Consider the following 16,794-nt stretch of genomic DNA (forward strand, 5'->3'; position numbering starts at 1 on the left):
CGCATCAAATATATTGCAAAGCAGCGCGCGGTGACGCCATCTATGGGGTGTGCTCCGCCAGTATGAACTCGTCGACCGCGTGCTCGACTACGATCCAGAGGCCGACGAGGCGCTGTTGAACCGCGCCTATGTCTTTTCCATGCAGGCGCATGGCAGCCAGAAACGGGCCTCCGGCGACCCGTATTTCAGCCATCCGATCGAGGTGGCGGGCATCCTGACCGACCTGCATCTGGACGATGTGACGATTGCCACCGCGATCCTGCACGACACGATCGAGGACACCGTCGCCACGCCCGAGGAGATCGAGCGGCTGTTCGGGCCCAATGTCGCGCGACTGGTGGACGGCGTGACCAAGCTGTCCAAGATCGAGGCGCAGACCGAGAACGAGCGCGCGGCGGAAAACCTGCGCAAGTTCCTGCTCGCCATGTCGGACGACATCCGCGTGCTGCTGGTGAAGCTGGCCGACCGGCTGCACAATATGCGCACCCTCCATCACATCGCGAAGCCCGAGAAGCGCCGGCGCATCGCGAAGGAGACGATGGACATCTACGCCCCGCTCGCCGAGCGGATCGGCATGTACGAGTTCATGAAGGAGATGCAGACGCTCGCCTTCCAGCAGCTCGAACCCGAGGCGTATGAGTCGATCTCCCGCCGGCTGGCGCAGATGAAGGAGGGTGGCGACGACCGGATCAACGGCATCGCACTGGACCTGAAGCTGCTGCTCTCGCGCGCCGGCGTGGAGGCGGAGGTGACGGGCCGCGAAAAGCATCCCTATTCGATCTTCCGCAAGATGTCCGAACGGCACATCAGTTTCGAGCAACTGTCGGACGTGATGGCGTTCCGCGCCATCGTGCCGACCGAGGAGGATTGCTACCGCACGCTCGGCATCATCCATCGCAGCTGGCCGATGGTGCCGGGGCGGTTCAAGGACTATATCTCGACGCCCAAGCGCAACGGCTATCGCTCGCTGCACACCAGCGTGATCCATGCCCGCGACGCGCGCGTGGAAATCCAGATCCGCACCCCCGAAATGCATGCCGAGGCCGATTACGGGCTGGCCGCGCACTGGACCTACAAGCAGGCGACCCGCCACGACCAGCAGGTGAGCTGGATCCGCGATCTGGTCGAGATCCTCGACACCGCCGACAGCCCCGAGGAGCTGCTCGAACACACGCGCATGGCGATGTATCAGGATCGCATCTTCGCCTTCACGCCCAAGGGCGAGCTGATCCAGTTGCCCAAGGGGGCCACCCCGGTCGACTTCGCCTATGCCGTGCACACCACGCTGGGCGATCAGGCGGTGGGCGCCAAGATCAACGGCCGCGTCGTGCCCTTGTCGACGGTGATCGACAATGGCGACCAGGTGCAGATCCTGCGCTCGGCCGGACAGACGCCGCAGATCAACTGGCTGAACGTCGCGATCACCGGCAAGGCGCTGGCCGCGATCCGCCGCCATCTACGCCAGGCGGAACGCGCCGAGCAGGTGACGCTGGGCACCAAGCTGTACGAGGATATCGTCGAGCGCCTGCCCGCGCAGATCGGCGCGGATGCGCTTCCCGAGGCGCTGAAGCGGCTGAAGATGTCGGATGAAGGCCAGTTGATGGTCGCCATCGCGCGCCGCACCATCTCGGACGCGGCGGTGATGGAGGCGCTGATGCCCGGATCGGCAGGCGCCGACGTCGCCGAACTGGCGCCGCAATCCAGCGCGATCTCGATCAAGGGGCTGACGCCGGGCGTCGCCTATGAACTCGCCGAATGCTGCCACCCGGTGCCCGGCGACCGCATCGTCGGCGTGCGCCGTCCCGATGCCGGGATCGAGGTGCATGCGATCCAGTGCCCGGTGCTCAGCGAGCTTGCCGACCGTTCGGACGACGAGACCGCCTGGGTCGACATATCCTGGGGCGACGAGACCGAGGGCGCCACCGCGCGCATCACGGTGATGGTGAAGAACGAGCCCGGTGCGCTGGGCGTGCTCGCCTCGGTCATCGGCGCGCACAAGGCCAACATCATCAACCTGCGCCTCGACACCCGCGACGCACGCTTCCACACCAACATGATCGACGTCGAGGTGCACGACGTGCACCATCTGATGCGCCTGATGGCGGCGTTGCGGGCGACCGACGTGGTGGGCTCGGTGGAGCGGGTTTGATCTGAGTCACGCGAAGACGCGAAGCCGCGAAGATTTTTGTTCACGCGGAGACGCGGAGGCGCGGAGATGTGTCGCCGAGCCGCAGGCTCATTCTCTTATCATGGGTAGCAGCTTGTCTCCCGGCCGAGAGGGTGTGTGCGTGTGCGGCCGATCAATCCCCTCCGCGTCCCCGCGTCTCCGCGTCTCCGCGTGAACCCCTTCTTCTTCGCGGCTTCGCGGCTTCGCGTGAACCACCCAACAATCGACCAACGAAGCTGGACGATGAAGACCCGAACCGGCTAGCCACCGGATAACAGGTTCAGGGAGACAAGCGCATGAATCGCCGCAATTTCATCGGCGCCACCACGGCTGCAAGCGCGTTTGCGCTGGCGCCGCGTGCCGTGGCGCAGGCCGCACCCGGCGACGCCCGGCTGACGGCGGCGTTCGACACCATCCTGGCGACGACGCTGCAGGAATCGCCCGAGCTTGCCACCTCGCTCGGCTTCGACAAGGGCGCCAATGCGGGGCTGAAGTCGAAGCTGGACGACAATTCACTTGCCGGCCGCAGGCGCAGTCTGGCGCGTGCGCAGGTGGCGGAGCGCGAATTGCGGGCGATTCAACCGGATAGCCTGTCGCCGCAAGGCAGGATCGACCGCGACGTCGTGCTGTATTCGATCGAGCAGCAGCAGGTCGGCCCCGCCCGCTTCGACATCGACGCGCCCACCCAGCCCTATCGCATCACGCAGCAGCGCGGCGTGTATTTCGACCTGCCCGATTTTCTCGATTCGACTCACACGGTCGCCAATGCCGCCGATGCCGACGCCTATATCGCCCGGCTCGACCAGATGGGCACCGCACTCGACAACGACACCGCGGTGCAGGCGGCGGAGGCGGAGCGCGGCCTTGTCGCGCCCGACTTCTCGCTCGATCTGGCGCTGGGCCAGATGATGAAGCTGCGTCAGCCTCAGCCCGCGGCCAACACGCTGGTCGATTCGATCCGCCGCCGCACCGCCGAGGCGAACATCGCGGGCGACCATGCCGCTGAGGCCGCCGAGATCGTCCGGGCCAAGGTCTACCCCGCGCTCGACCGCCAGATCGCGCTCGTCCGCAAGCTGCGGGCGGGTGCCCGCAAGGATGCCGGGCTGTGGGCGGTACCGCAGGGCGAGGCGATCTACGCCGCCGCGCTGGCGGCGGCGACCACCACCACCCTGTCGCCCAGCGAAGTGCACCAGATGGGGCTGGAACAGGTCGCCGACCTGACGAGCCAACTGGATGCGATCCTGAAGCAGCAGGGATTGACCAAGGGGTCGGTCGGCGCGCGCCTCGCCGCGCTCAATGCGACGCCGGCACAGCTTTATCCCGATACGCCCGCCGGCCGCACCGCGCTGATCGCCGGGCTGAACGACAGCGTGCGCGCGATGCAGGCCAAGCTGCCGCAGGCCTTTACCAACGCGCCCGATGCGCCGCTGGAGATCAAGGCGGTGCCCGCCGCGATCCAGGACGGCGCGTCCAATGGCTATTACTACCGCGCGCCGCTGGATGGTTCGCGCCCGGCCATCTACTGGATCAACCTGAAGTCGGTCGCCGACTGGCCGAAATACACGCTGCCCTCGCTCACCTATCATGAAGGCGTGCCGGGCCATCACCTGCAAATCTCCACCGCGCAACGCGCCGACACGCATGTGCTGCGCAAGATCAGCTTCTTTGGCGCCTATCTGGAGGGCTGGGCGCTCTATGCCGAGCAGCTGGCGGACGAACTGGGCGGCTATGCCGGGCCGATCGAGCGCGCCGGATACCTGCAATCCTTCCTGTTCCGCGCCGCACGGCTGGTCGCGGATACCGGCATCCACACCAAGCGCTGGACGCGCGAGCAGGGGACGCAATATTTCGTCGACACGGTCGGCTTCGCGCGGCCCCGCTCGCAGCGCGAGATCGAGCGATACTGCACGATGCCGGGCCAGGCGTGCAGCTACAAGATCGGCCATGCGAGCTGGCTGCGCGCGCGGGCCAAGGCACAGGAGATCTTGGGCGACCGTTTCGACCTAAAGCAGTTCCACGACATTCTTGAGGCCGGTGCGGTGCCGCTGACCATGCTGGAACAACTGACCGAGGCGCGGGCGCGGGCTTTGAAGGGGTGACGCGGTGCTCCCTCTCCCCTCCGGGGAGAGGGAGCATTGCATCCACCTAAAATTAACCCTGATTCTTTAGTGCCATCTCCACGATGGACGCCGATTATTTCCTGACGCTCGCCAACCAGACGATGTGGGTGCTGGCGCTTGCCGCGGCGCCCATCCTGTTGCCCGTGCTCGTCTCGGGTTTGATCATCGGCATGATCCAGGCAGCGACCTCGATCAACGAGGCGACCTTGTCCTTCGTCCCCAAGCTGATCGTCGTCGCCTTCGCCATCCTGATCTTCGGCGGGCTGATCCTGGGGCTGCTCAGCGATTTCACCGTCAGCATGTTCGAGCGTATCCCGGACCTTGTGCGCTGATGCTCGGCTTCGGGCTCGCCATCGAGCCGCAGATCTGGGCGGTGCTGTTCGTGATGATCCGCGTCGGTGCCGCCTTCATCACCGCACCCGTGTTCGGCGCCGTGTCGGTGCCGCTGCCGGTGCGCGTCAGCCTGGCGGGCGCGATCGCCTTCCTGGTGCTGGCCACCCACCGCGTCGTGCCGCCGCCGGTGATCTTCTCGGTCACCACCATCCTGTCGGTCGCCGCCGAGGCCAGCGTCGGGCTGGCGCTGGGCCTGATCCTGCAGGTCGCGTTCGCCGCGCCGCTGGTCGCCAGCGAGCTGATCGGCGGATCGATGGGCATCGGCTTTGCCTCCACGATCGATCCGCTCAACGGCCGCTCGTCCCAGGCGCTGGGCCAGTTCTTCACGGTCATGCTGACGCTGCTCTTTCTGTCGGTCGACGGGCATCTGGTGCTGGTCGACACGGTGGTCAAAAGCTATGACGCGCTGCCCCCCGGACGGGCGTGGATGACCGCGGCACAGTTTCGCGAGATCGCCTTTTTCGGCGGCTATGCCTTTTTCGCCGGGCTGCTGCTGGCGCTGCCCGTCGGCTTCCTGCTGCTCTGCCTGAACCTCGTCGTCGGCATGATGAGCCGCGCCGCGCCCGCGCTGAACCTGTTCGCGGTCGGCCTGCCGGCCGCCCTTGCGGTCGGCGTCATCGCGCTCGCCATCGCCTTCCCCGCGATGGGCGATTACATGCTGGTCATCATCCGCGAGGCGCTGGCCGCCGCGGAAAACCTGGTGTTGCGCTGACATGTCCGAGGAGGGTGGCGACAAGACAGAAGCCCCGACACCCAAGCGGCGCAAGAAAGCCGCGGAGGATGGCCAAATCCTGCGCAGCCGCGATCTCGGGGCTGCGCTTGTCGTTCTCGCCGGTGTCGCATGGATGCTGTTCTTCGGGCCGTCGCTGATCGCAGCCTGCCGCGCGGTGATGGCGGCCAGCTTCACCTTCTCCAACGCCGATGTGGAGGATTTCGAGCCGTTCCGCCCACTGGTCCAGGCCGGCTGGCGCCTCGCGCCTGCGCTTGGCTCGCTGTTCGCGATCACCATGCTCGCTGCGATCCTGTCCCAGGCGGGTCTCGGCTCGCTGACCTTCAACACCAAGATGCTGGCGCCCAAGCCGTCCAAGCTGAACCCGGCAACGGGGTTGAAGCGCATCCTGGGGCCGCAGGGCTGGATCGAGCTGGGCAAGTCGCTGTTCAAGGTCGTGCTGCTCGGCGCGATCGGCGGCTATATGCTGTGGACGTCGACACGCGCGACGCTGGGGCTGGCGCAATCCAACCTGCCGACCGCGCTGGAAGAGCTGGGCGACACCTTCATGGGCATCCTGCTGGTCATGGCGCTGGGCCTTGTCCTGATCGCCGGCTTCGACATCCCGATCCAGATCTTCCAGCTGTTCAAGAAGCTGAAGATGTCCAAGCAGGAGGTGAAGGACGAGCACAAGGAGACCGAGGGCTCGCCCGAGGCCAAGGCGCACATGCGCGCCAAGCAGCGCGAAATGTCCCGCCGCAGCGTGCGCAGCGCCGTGGCGGAAGCGCATGTCATCCTGACCAACCCGACGCATTTCGCGGTCGCGCTGCGCTATGACCGCGGCCGCGATCAGGTGCCCGTCGTCGTTGCCAAGGGGCGCGGTGTCAGCGCGCTGGCGATCCGCGACGTGGCGGGCGAGCTGAAGATCCCGATCCTGGAATATCCGCAGCTTGCCCGTGCCGTCTATTACACCAGCCGCGAGAACCAGGAGGTGCGCGGCGACCTGTACCAGGCGATCGCGGTCGTCCTCGCCTTCGTCTTCAACCTCAACGCCCGTGCCGGCGGCACCGCGCAGCCGCCGATCGACGTGCCGACCAGCGCCCGCTTCGACGAAAACGGCATTCCCCAACCCTGATTTCGCTAAAGCCCGGCCCTTACCGGCCGTTTACCCTTTGGAATGCGCGCCGGAGCCTGAGCCATGTCCACCGTCACCAGCACGACGACGACGCCGACCACGGCGGCAACCACGACCAAGACGGCGGCGCAGTCGGCCACCTCCAAGGCCGCGCAGTCGCTGTTCACCTCGCTCAACACCGGGTCCGGCGTCGATCTCAGCACGCTGGTGCCCGGCCTGGTCGAGGCGCAGTTCGCCGCGCGCACCGCCGCATTGAAGGCGAAGTCGGAAACGCTGACCACGCAGATCTCGGCGGTCGCCAAGCTGAAGAGCGGCATCACCGACTTCAACTCCGCACTGAAGTCGCTGACCGAGGGCGGCACGCTGGCGACGCAGCCGAGCAGTTCCAACAGCGCAGTGCTGACCGCCAGCGGGACGCCGGGCGCGAAACTGGCCGGCCTGTCCAAGTCGATCACGGTGAATGCGCTGGCCACCGCACAGACCGCCGCCACCACCACGCCGCTGTCGAAGACCGCCGCCATCGGCACCGGTACGCTGACCATTACACTGGGCACCGCGACCTACAGCGCCGATGGCAAGGCGATGACCGGCTTTGCCCCCGGCGCGGCCAAGCCGATCGATATCACCATCGATGCCGAAAACGCGACGATCGACAAGATCGCGGCCAAGATCAACGCCGCCAATGCCGGCGTCACCGCCTCGGTGGTCACCAATGCCGATGGCAGCGCCTATCTGGCGATGAAGGGCAAGACCGGCGCGGCGCAGGCCTTTACGGTCAGCGGCACCGGGGGCCTGTCGGCACTGAATGTCGGCACCGGCACCGGCGCTACGGGCACGCGGCTGTCCGGCGTCGCCGCCAATGCGGAGCTGACCGTCGACGGGATCGATGTCGAACGCGCGAGCAACACGGTGGACGATCTGGTCGACGGCGTGAAGCTGACGCTGGTATCGGCCTCCCCGACGCCGGTCACGCTGGGTGCCGCCCTGCCCACCGCCGCGCTCAGCTCGGTGGTGTCCGACTTCGTCAGCACCGTCAATTCGATGATGACCGACGTGAAGGCGGCGACGGACCCGATCACCGGCGACCTGCGCAGCGATTCCGCGGCCAAGGCGCTGCAACGCTCGCTCCAGTCGATCACCTTGACCAAAGTCGTGCCGGGCAGCTTCACCGACGGCACGCCGACCACGCTGGCGGAGATCGGCGTCACCACCAACGAGAAGACCGGCGCGCTGCAAGTCGATGCCAAGCGCCTGTCCGAAGTGCTGGCCAAATATCCGGATGCGGTGGAGGCGATGTTCGCGCCCAGCGGCAGCAACCTGATGGGTCTGTCCGCGCAGCTCGGCAAGATCCAGCTCGCCGCCAGCAGCACCACCTATGGCCTGGATGCGAGCACCAAGCGCCTGAACGAAGCGCAAAGCGATACCACGCAGGCGCAGGACAAGCTGACCGACCAGCGTGAGACCACCACTACCCGCATGACCGCCCAGTTCGCCAGCATGAACAGCAAGGTCAGCGCCTACAAGTCGGTCCAGAGCTTCATGGACCAGCAGATCAAGATGTGGACCAAGGATAGCTGATGTACGCATCGGCCCTCGCCGCCGATCCGGCGGCCACCTATCGTCAGATCGACATTGTCGGCCGCTCCACCATGGCGGACGGGCCGGCGCTGGTGCAGCTTCTCTACGAGGAACTGATCGCGGCGCTGCGCACCGCCGCCTGGGCGACCGAGAACCGCCAGCTGGCGCGCAAGAGCGAGCGCGTGACGCGCGCCACCGCGATCCTGTTCGCGCTGGAAAACGGCCTGGACTTCGATCAGGGCGGCGACCTGTCGGTCACGCTGGCGCGGCTTTATGCCGGCGCGCGCAAGCAGATCGTCGATGCCTCGCTGGGACAGGACCCGCAGCCGTTCCGCGACGTCGCCACCAGCATGGCGGAGATCGCCGAGGCGTGGCGCTCGATCCGCGGGTGATCGGCGCCGCGCCTAGCGCTCGAACCAGTGGCGCTGGACGAAGTAGATGACGATCCCCGCCGCGATCACCGCGCACCCGCCCAGGATCGCGTCGAACGCCCAGGGTGCCTTCGCATAGGGAAGCCCTTCGACGTTCATGCCGTACAGCCCGGTGATGAAGGTCAGCGGCAGGAAGACCATCGCGACGATCGCGATGATCAGCGAGCGGCTGTCGATCTGTTCGGCGCGCAGGTCGCTCAACCATTCGTGGAGCAGGGCGGCGCGCTCGCGGATCGCGTCCAGTTCCTCGGCCATGCGCGCCGCGCGGTCGGCGGCGCCGGCGAGATGCAGGCGGTCGTCATCGTCCAGCCAGTCGCCGGGTAGCGACGCCAGCTTCTCCAGTGCCGCGCGCTGCGGGCTGAGGAACCGCTTGTAGCCGATCGCGGTGCTGCGCACCCGGCTGACCGTGCGGCGCAGGGCAAAGATCTGCGTGGCGTCCAGCTGTTCCTCGCACGCGTCCAGTTCGTCGCCGAGATTGGCGACATCGGGGTCGAGATCCTGCGTGATCGCGGTGGCGAAGCTGGTGATGAGGTCGCCGGGGTCGCGGATCGTGCCGGCCTTTACCGCTTCCTCCACCGCCCCCACCGCGATCAGCGGCTTGCGCGTGACGGAGAAGACATGCCCCTTCACCGCCCAGATCCGCACCGAGGCGAGCAGGTCGGAGGTGTCGAGTTCCTCGCGACTGCGCCCACGCAGGTTGACGAAGGCGCCCTGGCCCACCGCCTCACAGCGCGGGCGCGTCTCGGTCGCGGTCAGTGCATCGACGACATAATCGGACAGCGCGGCGGTCTCGCGCAGCCAGCCTTGCGCCTGCTCGTCGGTGGTTTCCAGATGCACCCAGACAAGGCCCCCGTCGTGGCCGCCCAGTGCCCGGTCGACCGGCACCGGCGCCGCACGGTCGCCGGCGATGTGGTAGGCGAACCCCGTCACGCCCCTGGCGCCATGGTCAGGTCGACGGTGATACCCGCCCCCGGATCGGCGGGCGCGGTGTCGCAGGCGACACGCTGCGCATCGGCACGCGCCCGGTCGAGGATCACGGGCGGCACGTCGGCGCGGTGATACACGCAGTCGGCGGCGGCCAGCACCCGCGCCTGTGCCAGCGTCAGTGCGTCGGGATCGCGCGAGGCGAGGCAAAAGACGTGATGCCGGCTGATCCCGGCCGCCGGATCGGCCAGCCAGCGCGCGACATCGGGCGCCTCGCCCAGCGGATCGAGCGCACCGCCCGCCGCCAGCGCCGCGCCGATCGCCCGCCGCCGCGCGGCCCCATCGGGAAAGCGCGCGCGCAGCGCCGCGCGACCCGCATGCAACCCCTCGGCCAGCGCGCCGAGCGTCGCGGGCAACAGCATCTCCAGCCGCTGGCGCAGTGCCGCCGCCAGGCCGGCGGAGACGCCGCCGGTGCCGATCGCGACGATCACCGCACCACGCTCGACGATCGCGGGCAGGGTGAAATCGCAGTGATCGGGCCGGTCGACCGCATTGACCAGCACGCCGCGCGCCTTCAGCCGGCCGATCGCGGCAAGCGCCGTCGCCTCGTCCTCGATCGCGACGATCGCGAGCGCGGCGGCGGCATCTTCCCCGACCACCACCGCGCCGGCGCGTTCCAGCAGCCGGCGCTTGGCCTCCGCCGGCTCGCTCTCGCCCAGCAGGATCACCGGGCGGCCTGCCAGCCGCACGAACAGCGGCAGGCTGTGCAGGCTCATTTTTGCAGCCAGTCCGGCACGCGCTCGGCGGACAGGATCGTCTCGGCGGCGATCCGGTCGGCGACCACGGCATAGCGTTCGCCCTCGACCAGCACCTCGGGCACCAGCGGACGGCTGTTATAGGTGGACGCCATCGTCGCGCCATAGGCACCGGCGGTGCGGAAGATGGCGAGATCGCCCGACACGACCTTGTCGATCTCGCGGTTCATCGCGAAGGTGTCGCCCGTCTCGCACACCGGCCCGGCGATGTTCGCGGTCATCTTCTCGCCGTTCGGCCTGACCGCGACGAAATCGTGATAGGCATCGTAGAGCGCCGGGCGGGCAAGGTCGTTCATCGCCGCATCGACGATGACATAAGGGTTCGCCACGCCGGGCTTCACCCACACCACCTCGGTGACCAGCACGCCGGCATTGCCCGCGATCACGCGGCCCGGCTCGAACATCAGCTCGACATCCCAGCCTTGCGTGACGCGTGCGACCATCGCACCGTACGCGGCGGGCTCTGGCATCACGTCGCCGGGCTTGTAGGGAACGCCCAGGCCACCGCCCAGGTCGACGCGGCTGATGCCGTGCCCTGCGGCGCGCAGCTCCGCGACCAGCTCGCCGATGCGGGCATAGGCGGCCTCCAGCGGCGCCAGATCACCCAGCTGACTGCCGATGTGGCAGGCGACGCCGCGCAGGTCGAGACCGGGCAGCCCCGCCAGCCGGTCGAACATGCCCGGCGCCTGGTCGATGGGCACGCCGAACTTGTTCTCCTTGCGGCCGGTGGAGATCTTGGCATGGGTGCCGGCATCGACGTCCGGGTTGACGCGGATCACCGCCGGCGCGGTCAGGCCGCGTTCGTGCGCCAGTGCCGCGAGGACGACGCCCTCCTCCTCCAGCTCCAGGTTGAACTGGCCGATCCCGGCCTCAAGCGCGGCGGCAAGCTCGGCGCGGGTCTTGCCGACGCCGGAGAACACGATGTCCTGCGGCTTCATGCCCGCGGCGAGGGCGCGGCGCATCTCGCCGACCGATACCACGTCCGCGCCGTATCCCTCGTCGGCCAGCACGCGCAGCACCGCGACATTGGGATTGGCCTTGATCGCATAGGCGAGATGGACGCGGGGCAGCGCGCTCAACCCTTCGCGGAAGACGCGCGCGTGCCGGCGGAAGGTGGAGGCGGAATAGACGTAAACGGGCGTCCCCACCTCCGCGGCGATCTGCGCGATGGCGACGTCCTCGGCGAACATCTCGCCGTCGCGGTAGTGAAAATGGTCCATCAGCGGGGGGGCAAATCAAAATCGTCGGCGCGGCGCGCTTCCGAACTGTGGATAAGGGCGTCCGAGCGTTGCGGGCGCTGCTGCGTGGTGGGCGTCAGCAACTGGCGCGGTGTCGGCGTGGCGGTGGCACCGCGCGGCGCGACGGGCAGCGACTCGCCGGGGGCGGGCTGCAACCGGTTGGCCGCGCCGCATCCGGCGAGTGCCAGCGCGGTGGCGAGGACGAGCAGGCGCTTCATCGCGGTTCTCCCCGTGCCGCGGCGATCGCCGCGCGCACATTGGCCGGTGCGGTGCCGCCGAAGCTGGTGCGGCTGGCGACCGAGGCATCGACCGACAGCACCTCATACACGCCCGCATCGATCCGCGCATCGATCGCCTGCAGATCCGCCAGCGCCAGCGCGTCCAGCTTCAGCCCCTTGTCCTCGGCCAGCTTCACCGCGCGACCGGTGACGTGATGCGCCTCGCGGAACGGCAGGCCGGCGACCCGGACCAGCCAGTCGGCCAGGTCGGTCGCGGTGGAGAAACCCGCCTCCGCCACGCCGCGCATGCGATCGGTGCGGAAGGTCGCGCTTTCCACCATCCCGGTCATCGCTGCGATCGACAATGCCAGCAGGTCGTGCGCCTCGAACACGGGCGGCTTGTCGTCCTGCATGTCCTTGGAATAGGCGAGCGGCAGGCCCTTCATCGTCACCATCAGCGCGGTCATGCACCCCATGATGCGGCCCGCATGCCCGCGCACCAGCTCGGCCGCATCCGGATTGCGCTTCTGCGGCATGATCGAGCTGCCCGTCGACCATTGGTCGGAAAGCGCGACGAAGCCGAAGGGCTGCGACGCCCACAACACGAACTCCTCGGCCAGCCGCGACAGGTGGAGCGAGCAGTTGGTCGCCGCCTGGAGGTAATCGATCGCGAAGTCCCGGTCGCTGACCGAATCGAGCGAGTTGGCGGTCGGCCCGTCGAAGCCGAGCGCGGCCGCGGTCGCGTGCCGGTCGATGGGGAAGCCGGTGCCGGCAAGTGCGGCGGCGCCCAGCGGGCACCTGTTCATCCGCGCCCGCGCATCGGCGAAGCGGCTGGCATCGCGCACGATCATCTCATGATAGGCCATCAGGTGATGCCCCAGCGTCACCGGCTGCGCGCTTTGCAGATGGGTGAAACCGGGCATCACGCTGGCCGCATGCTCCTCGGCCCGCACCAGCAGCGCGGCCCGCAACCCGCCCAGCGCCGCCAGCGTCTGGTCGATCGCATCGCGCACCCACAGGCGGAAGTCGGTCGCGACCTGGTCGTTGCGCGACCGTGCGGTGTGCAGCCGCCCGGCGACCGGGCCGATCAGGTCGGCCAGCTTCGCCTCGGTCTGCATATGGATATCTTCGAGGGTCAGGTCCTCGGCGACGCCGTTCGCTTCGTAATCGGCGGCGACGCGGTGCAGCCCCTCGGTAATCGCGGCAGCATCCTCGGGCGTGACGATCCCCTGTTTGCCCAGCATCGCCACGTGCGCCAGCGAACCGTCCACGTCCTGCCGCCACAATCGCTTGTCGAAGGGGATGGAGGCGTTTATCTCGCGCATCACCGCGGCGGGCCCTTCGGCGAAGCGCCCGCCCCACATCGCATTGGAACCGCCCATGGTATCGCGTGCCGTGATCGCCTGTCTCCTCGGCTTCAGTATCGCGGCGTGCGATAGGCAAAGCGGAAGCGCGGAGCAAGCCGCCACCACCCCCACCGCCGACGAGGTGACCACCGCCGCACCCGCGCCGGAGAACCGCCCCACCGGCACCGTCGACCGGAGCCACAAGGGCGAGGCCACCCTTCCCGCCGCCTTCCAGACGCTGGACGGCAAGCCCGCCAGCCTGGCCGAGTTCAGGGGCAAGCCGGTGCTGGTCAATCTGTGGGCGACCTGGTGCGCGCCCTGCGTCGCCGAGATGCCGACGCTGGATGCCGCCGCCGGGCGACTCGGCGCGGCCACGCCGGTGATCGCGGTGTCGCAGGACCTGGACGGCGCCGCCAAGGTGAAGCCGTTCCTGGCGGGCAAGAATTTCGCCAACCTGAAGATCTATACCGATCCCAAGCTGGCGCTCAGCACCGGATATGGCGCGAACCTGCCGACGACGATCCTGTACGGCGCGGATGGCCGCGAGATCTGGCGCGTCACCGGCGGCTTCGACTGGGCCGGGGCCGAGGCGCGCAAGCTGCTCGCCGAAGCGGCGTGAACGCCCCGCCCGCAGGGGCGGGGCGCCACCATCAGAACTCCGCCGTCAGCCCGACGAACACCGTGCGACCCACCGCGTCATAAACGCCCGGATAGGTGTTGCCGTTGTTGAACCCGCCCAGCGCGCTCAGCGCCAGGATCGGCGGGTCCTTGTCGAACAGGTTGTTGACGCCGGCGCGGAAGACGATGCCGTCCTGCACCTTGGCGGTCGCGGCCAGGTCGAAATAGGAATAGGCCTTGATCCGCGAATTGAACACCGGCTCGGTCGAATCGAGCGTGGTCCCGCCGATATAGCGCCAGTTGAGCGAGATCGAGCCGACCTGCTCCGCATCCGACCAGGTCAGGCGGGCCTGATGCTTCCATTCCGGTGTCGGCTGTCCACAGGTCTGGCCGTTCTTGCCCTTGCAGTCATAGGACTCCAGTCCGGGCAGCGGCTCGGTGCGCAACTCGTTGAGCCATGTGCCCTGCGCATCCAGGTTGAGCGCACCCAGTGAGCCCAGCGGCTGTGCGAAGCTGAAGCCGATATCGATGCCCGACGTCGCCAGCGAACCGGTATTCTGCGTGTTGCTGGCGATCGCGCCGACATCGCCGAAGATCACGCCGTTGCGCGGATCGCGAGTGATGAGCGCGCAGAAGAACGGGTTGGCGTTCTCGAAACACTGCTCGGTGGTCAGCGCGGGCGCGACGATGCCGATATAATCGCGCACCTTGATGTTGAAATAATCGACGGTCAGCGTCAGCCGCTTCAGGAAGCCGGGGTTGAGCACCACGCCCGCGGTATAGGTGTCCGCCGTTTCCGGCTTCAGCGCCAGATTGCCACCGGACAGGCCCGTGCAGAAGTCGGTCGGGCATTCCGACACCTGTCCATAGAGCGCATCGGGCAGGCCGGTCAGGCGACACACATCGCGCGAGGCGGTGGGGGTAGCGCCGGCGCAGCCGTCCTGCGCGATCACGTTGCCGCGGATCTGCGGCCCGAACAGTTCGGAGATGTTGGGCGCGCGGATCGCGCGGTTGTAGCTGCCGCGCAGGCGGATATCGCTGATCGGCGCCCAGGACACCTCGCCCTTGTAGGTCGATACCGCCTTGGACAGGTTGCTGTAGTTGGACAGGCGATAACCGCCGTTGATCACCAGTTCCTTGGCGAACGGCACGTCGGACAGGATCGGCACCTCGATTTCGGTGAACAGTTCGGTCACGTTGAACGCGCCTTGCGAGTTGAGCGTCCCCTTTTGCTGCGCCAGCGCATCGGCGGTGAAGCGCAGGCTCTCGCGACGATGCTCGATGCCCAGCACGAAGCCGACACCCTGCGACGACCAGGGCGACCGGATGCCGTAGGTGCCCAGGTCCGCGCTGATATTGGCGTTCAGCACCGTTTCCTTGTCGACCCCCTCGGTCGAGGTCGGCGCATAGATATAGCTGAATGCCGCGTCGCTGATCCCGTTGTAGCGGAACACGTCCAGCGGCACGCAGTTCGGGTCGGTGCCGTCGATCACCGACTTGCAGGTCGGCACGCCGTTCACGTTCACCACCTGAAGCCCGCGATTGGCGCGCGCCGGGTCGATGTCGTTCTGGTAGGTTTCGTTGAACAGCACCACCGAATGGAGCGCATTCACGTCGTAGCGCAGCCCTTCGGCAATCTCGCCGCGCACCCCGCCGGTGAAGCGGTAGTCGGTATGGCGCAGATCGTCGCGCCGCGGCCGGGCGTTGCCCGCGACGGGGCGATAGCCGACGAACAGGTCCTGCGTCGCGGTGGAGCCGGGCGCCGCGCCGCACAGCAGGCCATATTGCTGCGCGCTGAGCAGCGGATTGTCGCAGTTCACGCGGTAGGTGAAGCCCTGGAACAACGCCGACGGCGCCACCTGCGAAAAGGTGTGGTCGTCCATGAACATCGCGCTGCCATAGACTTCGGCGTAATCGGTCACCTCATATTTGGCGAACGCGCCGGCGGTGTAGCGCACGTCGGACCGCTGGAAATAGTTCAGCGGCGCATAATTGTAGAGGAAGGTCGGGCCATAGGGCACCCAGGTCTTGTTGCCGTCCTTGGTGTTGTTGAGCAACAGACCGCGACTGGGGCCGGTCTGCGGATTGAACAGGCCGAATTCGTTGTTGCTCGATCCGCCGCACGATACCGTGCTGCCCCGGTCGCCTGCGGCGTTGAGCGCGCAGGAGGATACGTCGCGCGTGCCTTGCGTGATCGGCTTGTAATCGCGGTAGCCGAAATAGGCGGTGACGTTGCCGCGCCCGTCGCCCATCTCCGCCCCGAACGCGATGTTGGCATCCAGCTTCTGCCCATCGGCGACATTGCGATTGGACAGGCGGAAGCCCGCCTGCCGCTGGATGCCGCGGATGAACTCGTTGTTGTTCTCGTGAACGGCCAATCCGTACTGCACGTCGGCGCGGATGCCGTTCAGATTGTCGCGCAGGATGAAGTTCACGACGCCCGAAATCGCGTCCGAGCCATACACCGCCGATGCGCCACCGGTAACGACGTCGACACGCTGTACCAGGAAGGACGGCAGGAAGTTCAGGTCGTTGGCCTGCACCGGCAACAGACGCTGGCCGTTGACCAGCACGAGGTTGCGGGTGGAGCCCAGGTTGCGCAGGTTGACCCGCGCGGTGCCGTCCGACCCGTTGGATCCGTTCTCGTTCGAATCCGGCGTCACCTGCGGCAGGCGGTTCAGCACGTTCTCGACCCCGACCGCACCCTGGTAGCGGATTTCGGCGGCATCGACGGAGGTCAGCGGGCTGTTGCTGGTCAGGTTCGGTCGCCGGATGCGCGTGCCCGTCACCACGATCGCCTCGCCGCTCTGCTGCTCGTCCGAGACGGTCGCCGCCTCGGGTACCGCCTGCGCCTCTTCGGCCGGGGGCGCGCTGGACTGCTGCGCAAGCGCGATATTCGGACTCATTCCCATGAGGATGAGAGCCAATGCCGAACTGCCGTTCCAAGACATCTTCTTACACATTTGAAACCCCCTTGTTTTTTATGTTGCGAACATCCTCCGTTAAAAATCGTCTGTCAAATATATTATACGGTATTAGGGCTTAGGGGCGTTCGGCCGTCCCATCACGTCGGCGAAACGAAACCCTTCTCCGATCGCCGCG

At 67.4% G+C, this 16,794-nt stretch carries 14 protein-coding genes; 8 read left to right on the forward strand and 6 right to left on the reverse strand.

Features of this window, described 5'->3' with window-relative positions; all coding sequences use genetic code 11:
* Positions 1 to 49: 49 nt before the first annotated feature.
* The 7 genes from OXR08_RS04005 (at position 50) to fliS (ending at position 8,494) form a co-directional block, all read left to right on the forward strand.
* Complete coding sequence (locus tag OXR08_RS04005) at positions 50 to 2,149, forward strand: bifunctional (p)ppGpp synthetase/guanosine-3',5'-bis(diphosphate) 3'-pyrophosphohydrolase (RefSeq protein WP_112383853.1); 2,100 nt, start codon at positions 50 to 52, stop codon at positions 2,147 to 2,149.
* Positions 2,150 to 2,463: 314 nt separating this feature from the next.
* Positions 2,464 to 4,266, forward strand: a complete 1,803-nt coding sequence (locus OXR08_RS04010) for a DUF885 family protein (RefSeq protein WP_267347880.1) — start codon at positions 2,464 to 2,466, stop codon at positions 4,264 to 4,266.
* A gap of 83 nt (positions 4,267 to 4,349) precedes the next feature.
* Positions 4,350 to 4,619, forward strand: a complete 270-nt coding sequence (gene fliQ / locus OXR08_RS04015) for a flagellar biosynthesis protein FliQ (RefSeq protein WP_112383855.1) — start codon at positions 4,350 to 4,352, stop codon at positions 4,617 to 4,619.
* On the forward strand, positions 4,619 to 5,392 hold the full coding sequence (gene fliR / locus OXR08_RS04020; protein WP_112383856.1) for a flagellar biosynthetic protein FliR: 774 nt from the start codon (positions 4,619 to 4,621) through the stop codon (positions 5,390 to 5,392). The genes fliQ and fliR overlap by 1 nt, the downstream gene beginning before the upstream one ends.
* A gap of 1 nt (position 5,393) precedes the next feature.
* Complete coding sequence (locus tag OXR08_RS04025) at positions 5,394 to 6,524, forward strand: flagellar type III secretion system protein FlhB (protein ID WP_112383857.1); 1,131 nt, start codon at positions 5,394 to 5,396, stop codon at positions 6,522 to 6,524.
* A 63-nt stretch (positions 6,525 to 6,587) separates the two neighbouring features.
* Positions 6,588 to 8,102, forward strand: a complete 1,515-nt coding sequence (fliD, locus tag OXR08_RS04030; protein ID WP_267347884.1) for a flagellar filament capping protein FliD — start codon at positions 6,588 to 6,590, stop codon at positions 8,100 to 8,102.
* On the forward strand, positions 8,102 to 8,494 hold the full coding sequence (fliS, locus tag OXR08_RS04035; RefSeq protein ID WP_311732274.1) for a flagellar export chaperone FliS: 393 nt from the start codon (positions 8,102 to 8,104) through the stop codon (positions 8,492 to 8,494). Before fliD ends, fliS begins: the two co-directional genes overlap by 1 nt.
* A gap of 12 nt (positions 8,495 to 8,506) precedes the next feature.
* On the opposite strand, the gene OXR08_RS04040 is transcribed toward fliS, so the two are convergent.
* From OXR08_RS04040 to argH, 5 genes are read right to left on the reverse strand one after another with little or no spacing between them, the layout of a single operon-like run.
* Positions 8,507 to 9,463 carry a zinc transporter ZntB gene (locus OXR08_RS04040; RefSeq protein WP_267347886.1) on the reverse strand — a complete coding sequence of 319 codons (957 nt, stop codon included), beginning with the start codon at positions 9,461 to 9,463 and terminating at the stop codon, positions 8,507 to 8,509.
* Complete coding sequence (locus OXR08_RS04045; RefSeq protein ID WP_267347888.1) at positions 9,460 to 10,233, reverse strand: NAD(P)-dependent oxidoreductase; 774 nt, start codon at positions 10,231 to 10,233, stop codon at positions 9,460 to 9,462. Before OXR08_RS04045 ends, OXR08_RS04040 begins: the two co-directional genes overlap by 4 nt.
* Complete coding sequence (gene lysA / locus OXR08_RS04050; RefSeq protein WP_149682701.1) at positions 10,230 to 11,492, reverse strand: diaminopimelate decarboxylase; 1,263 nt, start codon at positions 11,490 to 11,492, stop codon at positions 10,230 to 10,232. The genes OXR08_RS04045 and lysA overlap by 4 nt, the downstream gene beginning before the upstream one ends.
* Complete coding sequence (locus tag OXR08_RS04055) at positions 11,492 to 11,728, reverse strand: hypothetical protein (RefSeq protein WP_112383863.1); 237 nt, start codon at positions 11,726 to 11,728, stop codon at positions 11,492 to 11,494. Before OXR08_RS04055 ends, lysA begins: the two co-directional genes overlap by 1 nt.
* Entirely contained in the window at positions 11,725 to 13,092 is a 1,368-nt protein-coding gene (argH, locus tag OXR08_RS04060; protein ID WP_267348020.1) for an argininosuccinate lyase, read from the reverse strand. Before argH ends, OXR08_RS04055 begins: the two co-directional genes overlap by 4 nt.
* Before the next feature lie 16 nt (positions 13,093 to 13,108).
* On the opposite strand from argH, the gene OXR08_RS04065 reads away from it, so the two are divergent.
* Positions 13,109 to 13,693: a TlpA disulfide reductase family protein gene (locus OXR08_RS04065; RefSeq protein WP_267347893.1), complete on the forward strand. Its 585-nt coding sequence runs from the start codon at positions 13,109 to 13,111 to the stop codon at positions 13,691 to 13,693.
* A gap of 31 nt (positions 13,694 to 13,724) precedes the next feature.
* Here OXR08_RS04065 and OXR08_RS04070 read toward each other — a convergent pair whose 3' ends face one another.
* Complete coding sequence (locus OXR08_RS04070) at positions 13,725 to 16,598, reverse strand: TonB-dependent receptor (RefSeq protein WP_267347895.1); 2,874 nt, start codon at positions 16,596 to 16,598, stop codon at positions 13,725 to 13,727.
* Positions 16,599 to 16,794: the final 196 nt, after the last annotated feature.

This window comes from Sphingomonas sp. GM_Shp_2, assembly GCF_026540875.1.
GTDB classification, from domain to species: domain Bacteria; phylum Pseudomonadota; class Alphaproteobacteria; order Sphingomonadales; family Sphingomonadaceae; genus Sphingomonas; species Sphingomonas carotinifaciens.

Excerpts from the sequence above, each read along its gene's own strand:
- OXR08_RS04010 (WP_267347880.1), top strand. The coding sequence starts at position 2,464 with ATGAATCGCCGCAATTTCATCGGCGCCACCACGGCTGCAAGCGCGTTT.
- fliQ (WP_112383855.1), top strand. The coding sequence starts at position 4,350 with ATGGACGCCGATTATTTCCTGACGCTCGCCAACCAGACGATGTGGGTG.
- fliR (WP_112383856.1), top strand. The coding sequence starts at position 4,619 with ATGCTCGGCTTCGGGCTCGCCATCGAGCCGCAGATCTGGGCGGTGCTG.
- OXR08_RS04025 (WP_112383857.1), top strand. The coding sequence starts at position 5,394 with ATGTCCGAGGAGGGTGGCGACAAGACAGAAGCCCCGACACCCAAGCGG.
- fliD (WP_267347884.1), top strand. The coding sequence starts at position 6,588 with ATGTCCACCGTCACCAGCACGACGACGACGCCGACCACGGCGGCAACC.
- fliS (WP_311732274.1), top strand. The coding sequence starts at position 8,102 with ATGTACGCATCGGCCCTCGCCGCCGATCCGGCGGCCACCTATCGTCAG.
- OXR08_RS04045 (WP_267347888.1), bottom strand. The coding sequence starts at position 10,233 with ATGAGCCTGCACAGCCTGCCGCTGTTCGTGCGGCTGGCAGGCCGCCCG.
- lysA (WP_149682701.1), bottom strand. The coding sequence starts at position 11,492 with ATGGACCATTTTCACTACCGCGACGGCGAGATGTTCGCCGAGGACGTC.
- OXR08_RS04055 (WP_112383863.1), bottom strand. The coding sequence starts at position 11,728 with ATGAAGCGCCTGCTCGTCCTCGCCACCGCGCTGGCACTCGCCGGATGC.
- argH (WP_267348020.1), bottom strand. The coding sequence starts at position 13,092 with ATGTGGGGCGGGCGCTTCGCCGAAGGGCCCGCCGCGGTGATGCGCGAG.
- OXR08_RS04065 (WP_267347893.1), top strand. The coding sequence starts at position 13,109 with ATGGTATCGCGTGCCGTGATCGCCTGTCTCCTCGGCTTCAGTATCGCG.
- OXR08_RS04070 (WP_267347895.1), bottom strand. The coding sequence starts at position 16,598 with ATGAGTCCGAATATCGCGCTTGCGCAGCAGTCCAGCGCGCCCCCGGCC.